This window comes from Herpetosiphon llansteffanensis (assembly GCF_003205875.1).
In the GTDB taxonomy this organism is placed as follows: Bacteria; Chloroflexota; Chloroflexia; order Chloroflexales; family Herpetosiphonaceae; genus Herpetosiphon; species Herpetosiphon llansteffanensis.
The window spans coordinates 47,495-66,748 of sequence record NZ_PUBZ01000093.1 but is presented as its reverse complement, the minus strand read 5'-3'; the positions used below and the strand labels follow the sequence as shown (position 1 = coordinate 66,748).

The following is a 19,254-nucleotide window of genomic DNA, read 5'->3' as shown; positions in this document are numbered from 1 at the left end:
GGTCAGGGGCTGGGGATCGGTATCCGTACAATGCCAACAATCTCTTGCCAACTCCAATGATGTTCCGATAGCCCATAGCCTACAGCCCTCGTTCTTCGTGCTCTTCGTGCTCTTCGTGGATCAAAATGCTAAACTGACGCTGCTTGACGTGAGCAATAAGCTTGACTAAACTCAATCCTTGAAGCCGAGTTTACGATTCACAGCCTTCGGGCAGGGAGACTCTATGCACAACGTTGTGGTTATTACAACGGGCGGCACAATTTCCACCAAACGCACACCGCAATGGAGCGGCGCAGTTCCAATGCTCAAAGGCGATGATTTTTCGGCCATGCTGCCTCGCGGCGAATTTAACGTCAGCTTTCAAGATTTTACCAACTTGCCAAGCAGCCATATTACTCCAACCATGGCGCTTGATTTGGCTCAACGGGTCAATAGCCAATTGCTGGGCGAGGCCGATGGCGTGGTCGTGACCCATGGCACCGATACCTTGGAAGAAAGCGCCTTCTTATGCGATTTATTGATCGATTCGAATAAACCAGTGATCTTTACTGGCTCGATGCGGATTGCCACCGATGTTGGCTATGATGGCGTTACCAACCTGACTGGAGCAATTCGCGCTGCTGCTGCCCCCCAAACCCGTGGGCTTGGCGTGATGGTCGCCTTCAACGATCGCTTATTCTCGGCAGCAACGGTACAAAAAATCGATTCGCAAACGGTTGATGCCTTTGATGCACCTGGTTTTGGCCCGATTGGCAGCTTAACTGGCGCAACCGTGCGAATTCATCATCAGCCCAGTGGTCGCCACTATATTCCCTGCTCGCGCTTGGCCGAACGCGTTGATTTAATTTATGCCACCCAAGGCGCAGACGACCGTCAACTGCGCGCTGCCATCGACACCAACTCGCAAGGAATCGTAATTGCGGCGTTTGGCGGTGGCCGCGTGCCGCCATGGTGGCTGCCAACCATCCAAGAAGCGCTCAATAAACGGATTCCGGTGGTGGTGACGACGCGCTGCTTGAAGGGTATTTGCTACGATGAATATGGCTACGTTGGCGAATATCACGATCTCAAACGGCTTGGCGTTATGTTTGCCCAGCAACTTTCGCCAGTCAAAGCTCGCATCAAATTAATGGTTGCCTTGGGTGCTGCTGCCCATCCCCAAGAATTACGCGATTGGTTTGCAGAATAAACCAACTCAGCTTAAACAAAAGCGCCCTGCACCATCGAAACGTGGGCAGGGCGCTTTGCTATTTAACTTTATAAACTAGGAAATCGGCCAGCTAAGGCATTGGCAATATTAAATGGATCGCTAGCAACCACCGTGGCGGCGTAGAGTTCCATGGCCCCAATATCCGAGCCTCGGCTGTTGGGATCGCCGCGATCAACAATTCGCACGATGGTTGGCAGATTGGCCCACGATTCAGGGGTGTCGGTCAGCGGCGGCAGGGTCATGCTCACATTGAAGCTTTGCACGCCCAACTCAGTCACAAAACAATCGAGCACATGATAAAGCGATTGGGCCAATTCCTGCGGATCGTTGCCAAACAGCACAACCTCTTTTTCCTTGACTGGCGTGAGTGAAACATAGCCATAGGTATGCTCGCTATGAATATTGAGGCTCAACCCTAAGGCCCGATGCACCCGCCAAACATCTTGGAAATAATTGCTGTTGTTTTGCAGCTGATATTGCTCAGCAGTACGCCGCAACATCTCGACCTTGGGATAGGCCATCCCATGCGAAACGGACATTTGCGCGTGGCCGTGAATGACCGATGCCCCCGAGCGCCAGAGACTATTCCAAATAAAGAATGGATAGATCGCTTGCGGATCAGCGCTATGCACCGCATCGAACCAACGCCCAGCAGTCTGAATATAATCCTCGACCCGTTCGAGATTGAAATTCAAAGGATTATGTTGATCGAAAATCAACACGCCATGCCAGCCATCGAATTTGGCAACGTTGGAAGCGCTGAGACAATAGCGCCCACGCACGCGGCCAAAACGATCTTCTGGCGTGCCACTTTCTGGCGTGCAAAAGCCCGCTTCATCCTGCGGGCCAGCGCTGGCAGCAATAATCTGATCAATATCCGATTGATAGCGACCTTGTTGCGGACGTAGCCCACGAATCCGGTTAAAAATTGCTCCATCGAGTGTCCAGAGGTTGGTCACCCGAATAATTTCTTGATGCAAGACAGCTTCGACACTGCCAAAAGCGCGTTCAATCCAGCCATGCATTCGGTCTGGTGGATGAATTGTGCCATGGCTCACATCAACGCGGAACAGTTGTCGCCACAGGGCAGCAACCGAGGGCGGCAAGCCCGCCACCAAACGCGGCAGATGAGTGATCACGGCTCCTCCGTGGTTAATGCTAAAGAAGGCTTCTTCAAACGAATCCATAGTCCACAGCGACTCACGAACGCTCATTCGCGTCTCCATAGCTAGCGCGTGGCCGACGCGCTGCACGACTGACGAGGGATCGGCGATACAGTTCATCGTAGCGTTGCGCCGAACGTGCCCACGACCAATCACAGTGCATCGCCCGCTTAACTGCGGCCTGCCAGAGTTCTTGGTGTCGATACAGCTCTAGAGCACGCATCATGGTGCCATACAGCGATTGACTCTCTGGCTGGGTAAACCCAAACCCATTGCCGGTTCCGGCATAGGTGTTGATGTTCTCAACGGTATCGGCAAGACCGCCAACCGCGCAAACTAACGGTAAACAGCCGTAACGCTGAGCAATCAGTTGATTCGTGCCGCCTGGCTCAACCAACGATGGCATTAATAAGACATCACTTCCAGCATAACATTGATGCGCCAAAGCTTCATTAAAGGTCAGCGCCAGCGCAACTTGCTGTGGATAGCGTTGCTGCAAGCCGCTGAGCCATTCATGATAGCGCGCTTCGCCAGTCCCCATAACCACCCATTGGAAGTGATGATGACTTAATAATGCTTCGATCGTTTCGGCTAACAGGCCCAAGCCTTTTTGATCGTTTAAGCGCCCAATGAAACAAAACAAGGGCTTGTTAGGATCAAGCTCCAAGCCTAATTGCTGTTGCAGCGCCGTTTTACACACTTGTTTGCCCGTTAGATCATCGTGGCTGAATGCTTGGGCAAGGTACGAATCAGTAGCAGGATTATAGCGCTGATTGTCAATGCCATTCAAGACCCCAAACAAGCGATCACGCCGATCGCGCAGCAATGGGTCGAGACCTTCACCAAATGCCGGCGTTAATATCTCACGGGCATGGGTTGGGCTGACCGTATTAATCATATCGGCATAATAGATGCCACGACTCATTAAATCGACCACGCGATGCAAACTTGGCATATCCGAATGCGCAATATAGCCATATTCGGCAATGCCTGCCATCTCCAACACCCGTTGGCCAAACACGCCGCGATACGCAAGCGTATGAATGGTATAGAGCGAAGCGGTATTGGCAAAAAATTCATCATCGCGATACGAGGTGCGCAGCCAGTTGGCCACAATCGCCGCATGCCAATCGTTGAGGTGCACCACATCGGGCTGCCAGCCTTGAGCGCGGGCAATTTCGAGCGCGGCCTTGGCCCAAAACACAAAGCGTTCAGCATCGCCATCGCCAAGGTAAACCTCAGGCTGGCCAAATAAACGCTGGTTCTCAACCATCCAAACTTGCACGTTGCTATCAGGCAATGTGGTGCGATACCAGGTTGCTGGTTCGGCAGCATCGGCTAAAGGCACGTTCAGGTTGATGTTGCTTGGTTCAAGCTGCCAGCGGGTGGGATCAATATGACCATAGCGCGGCATCGCCACAATTACTTCATGACCTAAGGCCTGCAAGGCGCGGGGCAACGAGGCAGCAACCTCGGCTAAACCGCCAGTGCGGGCAAATGGCTCGACCTCAGAGGCCAAATATAAAATCCGTAAGGCTTGTTCATTCATGCATACTGCTTTGCGCTGAATTGCGATAAGAAAGCCGCCCGTGCCTTTGCGTGCATGGTCGGCCTCGACTGTGTTTGCTATGCTACCACATAGCTATTACACAATGCAAACCCGTTTCTAAGAGCATAGAACATAGAACATAGAGCATAGATGTATTGGTACATTGGATTGACAACCGCGTTCCCTCACCCCAACTGCTCTCCCACTCGACGCGGGCGAGTGGGAGCACCGTTTTAACCAACGAATTGGGGCAGAACCACCGTGTTCAAGCCCCTCGCCCGCGCACGGGAGAGGGGTTGGGGTGAGGGGATCAGGCAGTGGTTAACGTGACATTACACATAGAACATCCTTGAGCACGCATTCCTGATAAGCACAAACCCCCTGCTTCAACGCATGAAACAGAGGGTTTGCGCAAAACGAAATTCACATCAACACTTATTCACCAACAGCACGCCGATTAATCGTTTTCTCGGCAATCTTGGTGAGATTATGATCAGTTTCGCCTTCTTGATCAAGGATTTTTTGCAAGCGCTCAGCGATACTATTCATGCCAAGCTGTTTGGCCCAGGTGCGCACACAGCCATAGCCAGCCATTTCATAGTGCTCAACCCGTTGGGCTGCTGCAATCAAGCCAGCATCCATCACCTCGGGATCAGCCTTCTCCTTCATGAAATCTTGGCCTTCGCGCAAGATGCCTTCCATCGCTTTACAACGGTGGTCGGATGGTTTTTTGCCGAGATCGGTAAAAATATCATCAAGGGTTGCACGCTGAACTTTGGTTTCTTCCAGATGCTTTTCAAACGCAGCCCGTAACACTGGAGCAGTCGCTTGCTTGGCCATCAGCGGTAAGGCATCGAGAATTTGGGTTTCTGCATCATACAAATCACTAAGATGTTCATGCAACAGATCATCGAGTGTTTTAAGGGTGGTCATCATCGTCCTCCATATGAATCACAAGATCATCTTCTATGCAATGCTATAAAGCAACAATCGTACCACCCCGAATAATCAGCCCTCACATGATGCAGGTTATTGGTCGGTTCGTGCCATTGCCACTGGCGCATACAGCCGATAGGTCGTGGCATTTGGCGTTGGCGAAATCGTCGCGCTTGGCGTGTTGGTTGGCACGCTGGTCACGGTTATGGTTGGTGTATTGGTTGCCGTTGGCGTACTGGTTGGCGTTCGGGTGTTGGTTACAGTCGCGGTCGTCGTTGGCGTGCTGGTTGCCGTTGCGGTGTTGGTTGGCAGTGGCGTATTGGTCACCGTCGACGTATTGGTGGCGGTTGGTGTATTGGTTGGCGTTGGGGTTAATTCTGGTGTGGCAAAGCTGAATACGGCCACGCCCAAGGAATCAATCTCGCCAACTTTGCTAAAATCGCCAGCCACATAGAGTCGGTTATAATCAACCGCCAACTTGCGAACCGCCCCATTTGGATAGCTTGCTAAGCCACTAAAGCTCGTACCATCAAAGCGCACAATTGGGCCAGTCGTTACGCCACCGACCTGCATAAAATCGCCACCGATATACAAGCCACCGCCATCGAGGCCTTGCATGGTCGTAATCGGTCCATCAAATTGGGCTATTTCGATCAAATTGAGGTCTTGATCAAAGCGATACAAGCGACCACCAGTGGTTGCCATGTACAATTGATTGTTCCATGTGACAAAATGATAGTCACGTTTGCCCAAGCTATGAGTTTTTACATCTTGCCAAGTCGTACCATTCCAGCGTGCAAGAGAAAGAAATGAACTCCATTGTAATTCGTTAAACTCAAGTTTATAAAATTGGCTTTGATGCACAACAATTTGTTCATCGTAGGTTGAAAACCATTCAGCAGCGATGCGTTGGCTAAGGGTTTGACCATCAAACTCGACCAGCCCGGTAATTGGGAGATTGGATTGGAGCGGTGCAAGATAGGTAAACAGTTGTTGGCCTGATCGATGCCAATTAATGTGGTCGGTTGTGCTCAACACGCCACTTTGCCAAGCATTATTTTCCCAATGCCAAATATTACTGGCTGGGATGGCTTGACTCAAAACACGGGGATACTCCAATAGCACATAGGCTTGTTGGCCCAAGCTGTGCAATTGAGCATTACTAACGGTTGTATCGCCAGTCGCCAGCAGATCCCATTGGCTGCCATTCCAGCGCTGAATCGTGCCCGAATTGCTGGCGGTGATATGCTTGGTCGTAATCAGTGGTTGGCCAACATCGCCAGCGATGGCCTGAACATTCTGCTTGCCAAGAAAGCTCCCAAGCCCTTGGGCGGTGCTGCCATCCCACGCGACCAACTGCTGAGGCTGACCATCAAGCGTCATATGGCCACCAAGATAGAGCGTTTCACCATCTGAGGCTAATGCAGTAAGCTTGGTAATTGCAAAAGGTAATTGGGCTGGAACCCATTGATCTTGGTTCAAAACCCAAAGCTGATTGTCACTTTGCATATACAACCTATTATCAAAGCCAACCAACGCATTAATTGGCCCAGGATGGGTTGGCCCAATCAACTCACGTTGACTATTGTGCCAGCGATACACTTGGCTTTGAAAGGGCGCATACCACGATCGCGTGACAAGGTAGGTGCTGGTACCAATTGTATAAGCTTGTAAATACATCGTGGGCCAGCCAAAATTAATCGGAACCCATTGATTTTGTTCTAGTCGCGCAAGCTGTGCAGGTTGGAAGTTGAACTTCCAAAAGTCTCCAGCAGCAACTAAGCCCTCAGGCGTGCTGATAAAGCTACTGACCGTATCGTTGAACTCGATAGGTTGAGGTTTGACTGTCCCATTCCATTGAGCAACCCCAAATGACTGCCACCCATTAAAGCCACTAAAGTTGCCACCAATATACAGCGTATCGCTATAGACATGGAGTGCATAGGCAATTGGCTCGGCGAATTCTTGCTCAAGCGTTCCCCATAGGCCTTCGCCAAAGGCCTGAAAATTCGTTCCATCCCAAGTTGCAATAGCATTGATTTGACGATTTTGCAGGTTCGTAAATTGGCCAGCCACGTAAAGTGTATCGCTATAGGTTGCGACGGCGCGAATTTTATTGATGTCATCTGCATGCAAATTGTAGTTTGTCCAAGCGGCTCCATCCCATTTGGTTAATCCATTAATCGCTTGACCATTAACCGAGTGAAAATCCCCAAGCACATACAGTTCACCAGTGATAGGATCGATCGTTAGCGAGGAGATTGTTGCTGGTTGCTGTAAGCTTTGGCCAAAACTACTATCCCAAGTGCCGCTTATTGGTACGCTGCTGGCTGGTTGGCGCGCATTCACGCCCAAAAGGCTGCTCAGCGCAAGCAGCGCCACGCTCACGAAGCCAATTGACAAACGCAGAGTAGAACGCATAATTAATCATATCCTCTCGATTAAGCAAAGAAGTCTTGTTTGAGCATACGCAAACAGGGCCAACATGTGCGCACATGTTCCTGCATCACCGCTAACAGGTCAATAGGGAAATAGAGGGCTTCATCGTTGCTGGTTGGCAGCAATTTCTCAATTGATCAATGCTTGGAGCACAGTTTGATGAAGCCAACAACCCGCCGAATTATTGTGCTTGGCGTGATTATCCTAAGTGGCATCGGCTCGCGGCTGATTGCGACCGGATTCGCATTATTCGACAACTATCTTGGCGATGCGCTCTATGCAGCAATGCTGTTTATGCTGTTGCTTGTGTTTGCGCCGAGGCTAACGCTTGCCAAGGCAGCGCTAATTGGCTTTGGCCTGGTGGTGCTGATTGAGCTGTTTCAACAAACTGGCATTCCGCTCGCTATGCGCAGCCATGAAAACAGCTTGATCCAGCTCATGGCGCTGCTGCTAGGAACCACATTTAATTACTGGGATCTTGTGAGTTATGCAATTGGCATCGTGCTATTTTTTGGCTATGAAGCGTATTGGGCGAGGGTTGAAGCAGGGCAATGAAGCATTATGGTGAGCTGATGTACGCATGCTCACGAAAAAGCCACGCCAGAAAGGCCGAACCATAGTATTGACAGCCTTGCGCAGTTGTATCAATTGGGTGGGTCGCAATATGCTCAATCGTGATGCAAACGCCGACGAACAGCACCCCGTCGTTGGCAAGTTGTTGCCAACAAGCTTCCATGCCTGCGCGCAGCTGAGGAAACCATATCAGAGTTGGCTCAGTTGCTGCCTGTGAAGCCACGACCATCAGCCGATCGAGCGTTGGCTCATTGACTACATGGTAATCAAAAGCACACCAAAATGGCCTGCCAGCATAATTAATTCTGGGTGAAAAACAGCCACTTAATGGCGTAGCAATCTGCCAGCGCTGCATGGATAGCTCGTTTGCTTTTGAATTTGCCCGCTAATGTTTGCAAAAAAAGGGATTGGCACGGACGGCGGGACTCGAACCCACGACCGTCGGTTTAGAAGACCGATGCTCTATCCAACTGAGCTACGCCCGCCAATGTTGAGGGATCATGGCTTGCCACGACCCCTAGAGTATAGCATATTCTGCGCACTTGGTGGCAAGTCTAGGCCTTGATAATCCATGATGGTACGTAATCGCTGCGGCCCTTTAATTCGTAACATTGCAATGGCGGGCAAGCATTCAATTGCCGCCCAAAGCAGACCGCCAAAGCAGCAGGCAGTGCCGCAAAGCAATGCACAAGCGAAGCAGGATTGGCCAGCAGCTCGCTGCGAAAGAGTTGGGCCACAGCACTGGCGCGCTTGCTTGAATCGATGCCATCACGGCTATAGAGCAGGCGTTGCTTGAGTTGCCCAGCCAAATGCTGCTCAATATAACGATCAATCGGCACTTTCACGGTTGCAACTGGTTGGGTAATCGCCCATTCCAAACTCAGCTCAGAGCCTTGCTCAAGCTGAGTTCGCACTGCGCTAATGCCATGAGCAGTACCTTGGTCGTTGCAATTCCACCATTGAAGCTCACGAAATTCATTAGCGACCCAACACTGATTGATGCTTGCCAAACGGGTATTAAAAACCGCCCCAATCAAGAACGCTGCGGTTAAGTGAACTCGTGGCAGAATCAATAAGCGCTCAATCGCTTGGCCAACAATCACATTTTTAACATCAATAATGGCCTGCTGGATGATCGGCCAGGCAGCGGTATCAATTGCATTATTCTGCGTCCAATCGCTCCAATCAAGCGCGATATGCGCTCCTTTGGCTGGTGCAGCGTTATAGGTACATGCAAGTAGGCTCAGCCACGAAGGGTTATTTTGGCGCATAAAACGCTGAAAAACGACCTTCAATAATGCTTGCGCTACCTGAACGGGGTTATGCTGATCAAGCTGCCAGCTGTGTTGTAATTGCGTAAACGGCAAATATTGAAAGTTCGCTGCTTCACGAACTTCGGCAATTTCCACCTCGTCACAAACTAGCCACCACGGGGTTTCGGGATGTTCTTGCAAATACAGAATCGCCACCCCAAGCGGCTGATCAATCGTTACGTCGAGTGAATCAAGATAGAGCACAACCCCTTGGCTCGCTGCTATTTGCTCACGAATTTCGCTTGCTGCATGGCTAGGATCACGTTCGATAACCAAACCACGCACCCGACATTCACGCGCCAAATCAGCTCGGGCAGGCGCGCTATTTGGGGCAAGCCAGAGGCTAAGCGGGCGACTTTCAGGATGATAAATCGGCTCAAATTGGTTCACACAACCTCCTATTTAATTTTACGCACTAATGGCGACCAAACCCGATAGCCGTTGGCAATAATGCTGGCCTGCACGCTACGACTATTAATCTGGGCTGTATTGACAATTACGCGGCGCTCATTGGTGCTGACGGTGGCGCGAAAGCTAATTACGGCGCTCTGCGAATTGGGAATTGTGCCACTCCATTGCACGCTATTATTACTCATTGTTGGCGCTGGCAACGTGCTTGGATTAATCATTGCGCTGTTAGGCACAATCGTCAAGCCTGCTGGCAATTGATCATTCATCGTTTGCGAACTGCCCGTGCCAACCACGGTAATTGCATAGCGCAACGCTTGGCCTTGATCAACAGCGCCAAATTCGGCCAGCTTGTTTGGTTGCGGAGCAGCACTGGCCACAACCGCCGCCGAATCGGCGTTAAGCTGCAAGCTGGAGCTATCAACGGCCTCGAAATGCTCGCCCCGAATTTGATCAAAGGCACTGCCCAAATCGCTATCATCCCAATTTGGATGCGGCGCGCCGGAAATATACCAATCCGAGCCATTATCGGCCACAATGATGCCATAGCGTTGCATGGCGCGTAAAATAACTTGCACCTCGCTGGAAAAGCCCGAAATATCGAACGCGGCTTTAAGCCGAAAACGCATGCCCATCGGTGGCAGATTCAAGTCGGTAAGCGACGAGGCAAAATGGCGGGCGGGCCAAACATAGGCTTTTTGCGAACGCTGAATCGTAAAGCGAATTGCATGGCGAATTTCGCCTGCCTGTACCTCTTCGTAGCGCACTAAACCAGGCAAAATTGGCAAACCAGCTGCATCTGCCGAAGTCCAACTTGCAGGCCGTAGCGCATTCGAACGCAAATCGAACATCGCGCCATTGCTCGCATTCCAAGTGGTATCGTTGATTTTGGTCGCATTGTAGAGTTCGTAGAGTTTACACTCGCCCTCACGCACCACCAACACATGATGGTCGCTGCCATGTTCGCGCGGCGCATTCGGCGGCACGGGATATTGGCCTGCGCCCGTGGTTGGATCGCTCTCATCGGGATAATCGACAAAATTCACGGTCACGGTTGGTTGATTGGCGGGCACAACCACAAATGGAATGCCAATTGCACCGCCATTCCATTGGCCTGCGCCAAAATCGGGGTGCAGGCTTTCGCTCGCGCCAATGCTGGCAATATACTGGCTCGAACGCGGGTGCACTGGCAAATTGTCGATTGGCGTATTCCAAACATTATCAAGCGGAAAAACTGGGCATTGGCCAATATTTGGCGAGCTTTGGGGAGTCGGTGGAAAATTGGTCGGATTGGCGGGTGTGCTCTGGGCAGTTGGCGGCCCAGCCCAATTGGAACTGCAAGCAGCAATCAAGCCAACCAGTAAAGCAACAGCAATTATTCGACGCATCAAGGCCTCCTTTGGTTTTGCTGCGGATAATCGGACAGCACCATGGCCAGTCTACCACAGCCTTTTTGGGCTGTCGCTAAGCAATTTGCTACGATTTTTAAGCTGATTTTTAGCCGTGTCTCAAGTAGCAGCATGCCACTGGTCGAGACGCTTGGGGCAATTTGACATGCCAAGCGAATCGTGCTATAATCTCAACGCCTTAGTAAATGAGGCAACAAATATGGTGGCTATAGCTCAATGGCAGAGCGCCTCACTGTGGCTGAGGATGTTGAGGGTTCGAGCCCCTTTAGCCACCCCATTAAAAGAACTCCTTGTTCGTAGTTAACTATGAACAAGGAGTTCTGCTTTTAGCTTAAAAATCGCCATCAAAAAAGCCAGTTCCTTATGTTCTAAGGAACTGGCTCAAGCGTTAGGTGTATTGGTACATTGGATTAACAACAAGCAGCATGCCCTCACCCCCCAGCCCCCTCTCCCACTGAACGTGGGCGAGGGGGAGCATCGGTTTTCACGAAGGAATTGGGGGTGAACCACGGCGTTAAAGCCCCTCGCCCGCGCCACGGGAGCGGGGTTGGGGTGAGGGGATCAGACAATGGTTAACGTGATGTACCAGTACATTTAGGCGCTAGACCCATTTAGCCTTGCCAGAAGTGTTCAATCAAGGCTTGTTCTGCTTCAGGATTCCAGACATTGCCTTCGCCCAGTTTAGCAGCTACTTCAGGGCAAATGCTGTGCAACTGATCAATTCCGGTCAGCGGCAAGCCACTCAACTGTGGAAAAATCACAACTTTGCCTGCATAGGTTCCGGCCATCATGGCTTTAACACCATCGAGCGCCGCTTCGATGCCACCAACTGCCGCCACCGAACGATTTGGCGATAGCTCGCCAGCAAGCGTTTTTTGAATTACCGTTGCTTGGTCGCTAATCCGCGAGCCAGATGTACCTGTAAATTGAGCATTGGCCAAATAGACATTGCTCAAATTCAAGGGTGCAAAGGTGCCATTTGGCACACCAGCAAACAACACCAACATGCCATTTGGGGCTAACAAAGTTGCTGCATCGCCCATCAACGGACCACTTGGCACGCTGACAATCACATCATCAGCACCCAAATCGTTGCTTTCGAGCATAACTGTGGCATGCAACGAGTTTTCAAGCGTTGGGTTGATCAGCACCAAGCGTTTGCCCCGAGCCTCTGCTAAACTCCGAAATAATCGATCCAAGGCCCGCAGCCGATCGTCGTTGACATCGGTTGCAATGATGGTGCGTGGCCCATTAGGCAATTCAATCGCCCGCTGGACGTGCATTTGGCCCATCGGCCCGCCAGCACCAACAAAGACCGCCACGCCATTTGGTTGTAAATCGCAGCGATTGCGTTGCTCGCCATAGGCTGCGCTAATTTCAGGGCCGCTTGTGCCAACATAGGCAATATAATCGTAGTGAATTCGCCCAACATCGATCTCTGGCAAACCATCGAGCGCAGTTTGGCCAACCAAATTAAACGTGCCACGTCGGGCAACCAAGCGGGCTGCGGCGCTAATTTGGTTAGCAGAGCGTGGATCAAGCACGATCACATCGTCAAAGCCTTGGTTGCTAGTCAATTCGCTGCTCAGTGCGGCGTAATCATCAATGCTCAGGCCATCGCGCACCAGAATTTCGGCCTTGCTGGTTTGCTGCACAAGTTCGCGCACTTGCTGCGGCACATCAGTCAAAATAATTCTGGCTGGCGCAGCAAGGCCACTGCTAAAACTGTAGCTGGTTTGATCATCAGCGTTGCCAATAATCCACAATGTGCCACCTTCCTTGAGTTGGAGGAGGCGGCGCTGGGTGTAGGCTCCTTCGACACAGGCCCATGGCTCGGTCAAGGCGGTTTCGGCGTAGCCCATACCCGCGCCAATTGGCAGCACATAGGCTCCATCGTCTGCATTCAGCACTTCATCGCCAAGCACATGAAATTGGGTCAGGCCACCAGGAATCGTGTAGCCATAGGCCGTGCTCATACCATCTTGGTAAATATCGGGCTGAATCGCCAAACGCTGACCTGGCTGATACAGATCTTGCAGATCTTTGCCAACTTTGAGCACGGTTAAGGCTGCTTCGTGGCCCAAGCGGGTTGGCTCGCTGGCCAAATCGCGATTATACAGCTTGGGATGGCGACCACCCTGCTGAATCAATTTAACATCGGAGAAGCACATGCCGACCGCATCAACCCGCACCAATAGCTGATTATCGGCAGGCTCGCTCACGGCAAAGGTTTCAGGTAGGGCATCGCGCCCAATATTCTCAACCCCAGCCCCATACATATTCCAGGCAACCGTGGTTGCAGCAATCGGGGCATCGGGTGCTTGATAGTGATCAAAAGTGGTCATTGGTCGAACGCTCCTTGGCGTACTTCGGCGGCAGTGGCACAGGCCAATGCACGGCGGGCAGATGTTTGGCACTGAGCAAAGTTCAATGCTCGAATTTGGGCTTTAACAGTTGGAATAGCGGGCACGCTGACGCTTAATTCATCAACGCCCAGCCCAACCAAAATTGGCACAGCCTGCGGATCAGCGCCCAACTCGCCGCAAACTCCAACCCATTTGCCAGCAGCATGGGCCGCCTCAACCGTGCGCGCAATCAACCGCAACACCGCTGGGTGCAGGCCATCTGCTTGGGCGGCCAAGGTTGGGTGGGTACGATCCATCGCCAAGGTATATTGGGTCAGGTCGTTGGTGCCAATTGAAAAGAAATCGACTTCTTGGGCCAAAAGATCGGCCATTAATGCCGCTGAAGGCACTTCAATCATGATCCCAATTTCGATTGGCGGCAGCTGCAATTCAGCCCGAATGCGTTCGACTTCAGCTTTGGCAGCGCGTAATTCGCCAGCATCGGCAATCATCGGGAACATAATCCGCAAGCGGCCAAAGCTGGCAGCGCGTAAAATTGCCCGCAATTGGGTTTGCAGCAACTCAGGATGAGCTAAGCACAAGCGAATTCCGCGCTCGCCCAAAAATGGGTTTTCCTCAGTAGGCAGGGCCAAATATGGCAAGGGTTTGTCGCCGCCAATGTCGAGCGTGCGCACAATCACGGGAGCAGCGTCCATGGCTTGGGCAATATCGCGGTAGGTCGCGAATTGTTCATCTTCGGTGGGGGCTTGGGTGCGCTCCAAAAACAGAAATTCGGTGCGCAATAAGCCAACGCCATCAGCCCCAAGGGTTGTGGCTTGTTGGGCTTCGTTCAAGCCGCCAATGTTGGCGACAACTTCGATATGCTGGCCATCAACGGTCGTCGCTGGCTGATTGGCGCTCCGTATCGCCAAGGCTTGTTGCGCTTGCTCGTGTTGCTGAGCAGTTTTGGCAGCAGTAATCGCCTCAGCCGATGGGCTAATTAATAACGTGCCAGCAGTGCCATCAAGAATCACTTCAGTTCCGGTGGCCAATTCCAAGACGCTCGGCCCAGCGCTAATCACCGCTGGCAAGCCCAAAGCGCGGGCCAAAATCGCGGTATGCGCATTCGGGCCACCCACAGCAGTGCAAAAGCCCAGCACTTTGGCCGGATCAAACGCTGCGGTTTCCGAGGGCGTGAGATCATAGGCAACCACAATCATTGGCTGCTTGGTTTTGGCCCAATGTTGATCGAGGCTAGCGGCTTCGGCTCCCGCCAACAGGCGCAGCACACGGTCGCCAACGTCGCGAATATCGCTCGCTCGCTCAGCCAACAAACGATCGTCGAGTTGGGCAATTGCAACTGCTTGTTGATTGATCACTGTTTGCCAAGCAACCGCTGCCGCCTGACCAGCGCCAATCGCGCCATGCACCGCCTCTAATAAACTTGGATCGGCCAAAATATCGCGGTGAACATCGAAAATTGCTGCTTCGCTGGCATCGGCTCGTACCAACACTTGTTCGCGCAGCGCCACTAATTGTTGTTGGGCGGTGGTCAAGGCTGCTTGCAAATGCTGTAGCTCGTTATCCACGCCGCTAAATGCGTGGTTAATGTCAATTCGTGCCCGTTCGTAGCGCAAAACTGGGCCAACTGCAATTCCAGGTGCGCCAGCAATTGCTTGGATGGTCGCGCCAGCTTTGATCGGTTCGGCACGCGTTGGGGTGCTAAGTGGCACAACGTCAGTTAGTACAGCATTTGATGCGATTTGGGCGTGGCCGTTGGGCGTGCCATTGCCGTTGCGAGCAGCAGCTAAGGCACTGTTGACGCTATCATGGCTTTCGGGACCTTCGCCTAAACCTTCACGCACAGCAGTTGTCAGGGCTTCGGCGGCCAGCGCTTCATCTTCACCATTTATGTCAATCTGCACCGCTTGACCGCAACCAACGCCCAAGGTCAAAATTGCGATCATGCTTTTGGCGCTAACCCGCTTGTTGCCAGCCCGAATATGCACGGTCGATTTGAATTGTTTTGCAAGGTCAACCAACACTCTGGCAGGCCGCGCATGCAGGCCTGCCGAGTTATGAATGACCAGATCAAGCTCCTGCATGATGCCTTTCCTCGTCGTAGGCTTCTTCCTCACGCGCTCGCCCTAAGTGCTCAAGAATTTGCAAGGGATCGGTGGTTTGGGCCAAATGCTGGACAATGTGCTCATCCTCGATCACTTCGGCCAAGTTGGCCAACACGCCAACATGTTCATCGGCGTTGGCAGCGATGCCAATCACCAAATAGGCCAACTCGCCTGGCTCCCACTCAACACCAGCGGGAAACTGCACCACAGCGATGCCAGTGCGCAGCACATCGGCCATATTTTCGTGCTGGCCATGCGGAATCGCCACACCATTACCAAGATAGGTTGAGATGACTTGTTCGCGCTGTAACATGCCAGCCACATAATTAGCCGAAACACAGCCGCTGGCAACTAACAAGGCTCCAGCTTGTTGAATGGCCTCGTGTTTGCTCGCAGCGCTGGCTCCAAGCCGAATCGTTTCGCTCGATAAGATCGACATTTTAGGCCTCCACCAGATCAGTACCATCCTGCAAGCTTTGCACAACCTGATCAAACACTGGATCGTTGAGGAATTGGGTGAAGGCAATCACCACGGCATTTGGCGCTTGCTTGCGGGCAAAATCGGCCAAGCCTTTATGCACCAGCACCAGCTTGGCATCGGTTGGCAATGAGCGCACCGATTTATGCACCACGCTAATGCTCAAATTGGCTTGTTTGAGTTTCTTTTTGAGCGCCGTTACGCCCATAAAACTTGAGCCAATGCCTGCTTCACAGGCAAACACGATGGTTGAAACATCGGCAGCGGCAATTGATTGAGCCATAACAAACCTCCTTGTTTGAAATTAATTTAGTGCGCGGCAACGGTTGCGCCAGTCATTTCTGCTGCTTCTTGTTCGGCTTCAACGGCTTCTTGGCCGGGGAAGAGTTTGAGCAGCACCGAGCCAACCACAAACGAGCCGATAATCCCCACAACCACGCCACCTAAGACCGCAAAATGGCCGCCGCGTGGAATAACCGCAAAATAGGCAAAGATCGAGCCAGGTGATGGCGTGGCAACCAAACCTGCATCCCAAATCACAAACCAGAGGTCAGCCACAATCCCACCAGCCCACATTGCAACAATCATCATGGGGCGAGCCAAAATATAGGGGAAATAGATTTCGTGAATCCCGCCGAGGAAGTGAATCACGGCAGCGCCTGGAGCCGATTGTTTGAGGTTGCCTTTGCCAGCAAACCAGAAGGCCAAGAGCAAACCCAAGCCTGGGCCGGGATTACTTTCGAGCAAGAAGTGAATCGCTTTGCCGCTTTGGTTGACTTCCGCCACACCTAAGGGGCCGAGAATCCCGTGGTTAATCGCATTGTTGAGAAACAGCACTTTGGCTGGTTCGATCAAAATGTCAGCGACGGGCAACAAGCGCGAATCAATCAGGAATTGTACGCCCGAACCCAAGCCAGCGCTCAAAAATTCCACGACTGGGCCGATTGCCGCGTTGGCCAACAGCACCAAGCCTGTTACCAAGAAACCAGCTGAAAAGTTATTGATCAACATTTCAAAGCCGGTTGGCATGCGATCTTCGAGGAATTCATCGATTTTCTTCATCAGATAGCCGCCAAGTGGCCCCATAACCATGGCCCCGATAAACATTGGAATATCGGCCCCGACGATCACACCCATGGTTGCGGCAGCGCCAACCACCCCGCCACGGGTATCGTGAATCATCTTGCCACCAGTGTAGCCAATCAGGGTTGGCAACAAGTAGGTGATCATTGGGCCAACCAGCTTGGCAAAGTCTTCGTTGGGAATCCAACCAGTGGGAATAAACAGAGCGGTGATTAAGCCCCAAGCAATGAACGCACCGATATTGGGAACAACCATTGCAGCCAAGAAGCTGCCAAAGCGCTGAATATGCTGTCGCATGATGGGCGTTTCTCCTTTGAAGTCTTTGTTAATCGTCGTTGATTGCCCGTGGATTTCAGAATGGTGGTTCTGCCAGCTAACGCCCGGGTTGTTATCTGTGCAACAGTCACCCACGGTTTTTAACACACCGCTAAGTAGAGGTTCGTCGGGGTGTTTTGGCAGTGCCCTACACCATAGCAACGCTCCTAGCATAGATTGTCAATCGAGGGAGATGGCTCCGGATGGACAGAGGTTCGATGTGTTTGTTCTACTCTTACGGTACAAGCGTTTTAGGCCATTGTCAAGCCATAAAACCCACTTTATTAGTTTGCTTTTTGGTTGCTCAATTACGACAAAATGCGATGATTTCGCAAGCTAGACCATCCACTGGCTTAGCGCCGCAATATCTTCTGGGTGCAACATTGGATGCACTTGGATGACATCAATCGGCACACTTGCCAGCGCCAAGGGCGCAGTCGTAATTACCAAATCTGCATTCGCCAAACGTTCTGCAGAAAGCTCGCGCATCGACAAGACCTCAAAAATGCCAAGTTTAGGAAAACGGGCCTTGAGCCGCGCCACCAAGAGTTGGGTTGTGGCCATGCCGCTGGGGCAAACCACCAAAATATTGCGGGTCTGCACTGGTCGCGCGCGCACCACCGCCGCCCGCAACAGCAAAATCAGTTCATCGCGGGCATCGAATGGCAAGGTCACACCAATCGTCGCCAACAAGCTCCGATCAATCAGATCGGCCATGCGCCGCTCTGCTGCATAACGCTCGCTCTGCGTTTCGCTTGCTTGATGCGTCGGAACCCACAAACCAAAGCGTTGACGATTGCAAGCAGGCGGAATTAATGCCTCCAAGCCATCGCGCAAAAGCTGATCATTGGCTAAGGCTGGCACATTGTAGGTTGTGGCAATCAAATCAATCAGACGATTAATTAAATTATGGGTTACATGATCAGTTTCACGTTGCTTGAGCCATGGTCGTTCGCGTGCAGCACACACCAATTGCAAGCTCAGGCCAGCAATTTCGGCCTGCCTAGCGTTTGGCATTTGCTCCAAGCCATAGCCAACGCTTAATTGGGCGGCAATTGGCCAAACCATTTGTTGCTCAAGCCAATGCAAGGTTTCAGGATGCCAGGTTAGATACTGTTGGGTGCTGCTGCGCTGCTGTTGCAAAGCCAAAGCCAGCCCAAGCAAGCTAATTGCCTGATCGCTAAAGCGGGCATGCAATTGGGTTTCGGCCCAAATGACCTGCTGTTGCGCCTCAGCCAAATCAAGCTCCTGCAAAAAGCTATTGACCCGTTGAATAATTGGCAAGAGTGCTGCATCCTGCTGCAACACAAAATCAAAGCCAACCCCAGCCTGAAGCGTGATAATTGGCAAACTGAAGGGCACATCGCCCCATAACAAGGCCGCAATTGCTTGGCGTTTGGCCAATTCAGGCCCTTCGATCCAGCAGCCACGATGTTGTCGCCGCACCACTTGCAAGCCAAAACTTGCCAACCAAATCTCCATCACATCGAGATCTTTGAGCACCGTCGTGCGCGCAATCGCCAAATCGTGCTGAAGTTGGTTGAGAGTCAATGGCTCAGGTGTAATCAACAACACCAAGCCCAAAAGCTGGCCACGTTGCTCTGGCGTGAGAATTAATTGAAATTTGGCTTGGGATTCAAGCTCAGCATGCAGGCGTTGGCGTTGCTGCGCCGAGCAGATGAGCTGAATGCCAACCCCTGGCACTTGGCGTAAACTGGCGTGGCGACGAGCCAACCAAAGCTTGATACTGCGTAAACTATAGGAAACTTGGCGTGGCGTGAGATGCAAAGACTGGCCGAGCGCCGCAGCCCCGATCGGGGTTTCGGTGGTGAGCAAAAGGTACAATAGATCACGTTGAGCAGTCGTCAGCGACAGCATACGTTTACCCCATAGTGTGGAGCGAAATA

At 52.0% G+C, this 19,254-nt stretch carries 13 protein-coding genes, 2 tRNA genes and 2 pseudogenes; 3 read left to right on the top strand and 14 right to left on the bottom strand.

Annotated features, from left to right (window positions below):
• Positions 1–223 precede the first annotated feature (223 nt).
• Positions 224–1,189, top strand: coding sequence for an asparaginase (locus C5S61_RS12710; protein ID WP_110515417.1), 966 nt, complete (start codon positions 224–226; stop codon positions 1,187–1,189).
• Positions 1,190–1,257: 68 nt separating this feature from the next.
• Here the strand turns inward: C5S61_RS12710 and C5S61_RS12705 are convergent, their stop codons facing one another.
• From C5S61_RS12705 to C5S61_RS27100, 4 genes are all read right to left on the bottom strand, one after another.
• Positions 1,258–2,424 carry a hypothetical protein gene (locus C5S61_RS12705; RefSeq protein ID WP_205701397.1) on the bottom strand — a complete coding sequence of 389 codons (1,167 nt, stop codon included), beginning with the start codon at positions 2,422–2,424 and terminating at the stop codon, positions 1,258–1,260.
• Positions 2,411–3,922: a glycogen synthase gene (locus C5S61_RS12700; RefSeq protein ID WP_110515416.1), complete on the bottom strand. Its 1,512-nt coding sequence runs from the start codon at positions 3,920–3,922 to the stop codon at positions 2,411–2,413. The genes C5S61_RS12705 and C5S61_RS12700 overlap by 14 nt, the downstream gene beginning before the upstream one ends.
• 435 nt (positions 3,923–4,357) lie before the next feature.
• Positions 4,358–4,855: a YciE/YciF ferroxidase family protein gene (locus C5S61_RS12695; protein ID WP_205701396.1), complete on the bottom strand. Its 498-nt coding sequence runs from the start codon at positions 4,853–4,855 to the stop codon at positions 4,358–4,360.
• Between the two features lie 96 nt (positions 4,856–4,951).
• The gene (locus C5S61_RS27100) at positions 4,952–7,279 is read right to left on the bottom strand and encodes a hypothetical protein (RefSeq protein ID WP_205701395.1); all 2,328 of its coding nucleotides are present in this window, start codon (positions 7,277–7,279) and stop codon (positions 4,952–4,954) included.
• A gap of 177 nt (positions 7,280–7,456) precedes the next feature.
• Here C5S61_RS27100 and C5S61_RS12685 point away from each other — a divergent pair, with 177 nt between their 5' ends.
• On the top strand, positions 7,457–7,852 hold the full coding sequence (locus tag C5S61_RS12685; RefSeq protein ID WP_110515414.1) for a ribosomal maturation YjgA family protein: 396 nt from the start codon (positions 7,457–7,459) through the stop codon (positions 7,850–7,852).
• Positions 7,853–7,856: 4 nt separating this feature from the next.
• Here C5S61_RS12685 and C5S61_RS12680 read toward each other — a convergent pair whose 3' ends face one another.
• The 5 genes and pseudogenes from C5S61_RS12680 to C5S61_RS26855 form a co-directional block, all read right to left on the bottom strand.
• Positions 7,857–8,225, bottom strand: coding sequence for a hypothetical protein (locus tag C5S61_RS12680; RefSeq protein WP_110515413.1), 369 nt, complete (start codon positions 8,223–8,225; stop codon positions 7,857–7,859).
• A 53-nt stretch (positions 8,226–8,278) separates the two neighbouring features.
• Positions 8,279–8,355, bottom strand: a tRNA-Arg gene (locus C5S61_RS12675).
• Between the two features lie 69 nt (positions 8,356–8,424).
• Positions 8,425–9,573, bottom strand: a complete 1,149-nt coding sequence (locus C5S61_RS12670; protein ID WP_110515412.1) for an SAVED domain-containing protein — start codon at positions 9,571–9,573, stop codon at positions 8,425–8,427.
• An 8-nt stretch (positions 9,574–9,581) separates the two neighbouring features.
• Positions 9,582–9,971 (bottom strand): hypothetical protein, encoded by a 390-nt coding sequence (locus tag C5S61_RS27585; protein WP_369128090.1) that lies wholly within the window; start codon positions 9,969–9,971, stop codon positions 9,582–9,584.
• Positions 9,972–9,980: 9 nt separating this feature from the next.
• Positions 9,981–10,979: pseudogene (locus C5S61_RS26855) on the bottom strand (hypothetical protein); the annotation flags it as partial.
• 223 nt (positions 10,980–11,202) lie between these two features.
• Between C5S61_RS26855 and C5S61_RS12660 the strand changes: the two are divergent.
• Positions 11,203–11,277 (top strand) — tRNA-His (locus C5S61_RS12660).
• A gap of 334 nt (positions 11,278–11,611) precedes the next feature.
• Here C5S61_RS12660 and C5S61_RS12655 read toward each other — a convergent pair.
• The 5 genes and pseudogenes from C5S61_RS12655 to C5S61_RS12635 all read right to left on the bottom strand — a co-directional run bounded on the left by C5S61_RS12655 (position 11,612) and on the right by C5S61_RS12635 (position 19,225).
• Positions 11,612–13,345, bottom strand: a complete 1,734-nt coding sequence (locus C5S61_RS12655; protein ID WP_110515411.1) for an alcohol dehydrogenase catalytic domain-containing protein — start codon at positions 13,343–13,345, stop codon at positions 11,612–11,614.
• Complete coding sequence (gene ptsP, locus C5S61_RS12650) at positions 13,342–15,450, bottom strand: phosphoenolpyruvate--protein phosphotransferase (protein ID WP_205701394.1); 2,109 nt, start codon at positions 15,448–15,450, stop codon at positions 13,342–13,344. Before ptsP ends, C5S61_RS12655 begins: the two co-directional genes overlap by 4 nt.
• Positions 15,437–15,910, bottom strand: coding sequence for a PTS mannitol transporter subunit IIA (locus tag C5S61_RS27290; RefSeq protein WP_240614513.1), 474 nt, complete (start codon positions 15,908–15,910; stop codon positions 15,437–15,439). The genes ptsP and C5S61_RS27290 overlap by 14 nt, the downstream gene beginning before the upstream one ends.
• Before the next feature lies 1 nt (position 15,911).
• Positions 15,912–17,329, bottom strand: a pseudogene (locus C5S61_RS27280) (PTS mannitol transporter subunit IIBC).
• Between the two features lie 354 nt (positions 17,330–17,683).
• On the bottom strand, positions 17,684–19,225 hold the full coding sequence (locus C5S61_RS12635; protein ID WP_110515408.1) for a BglG family transcription antiterminator: 1,542 nt from the start codon (positions 19,223–19,225) through the stop codon (positions 17,684–17,686).
• Positions 19,226–19,254 lie beyond the last annotated feature (29 nt).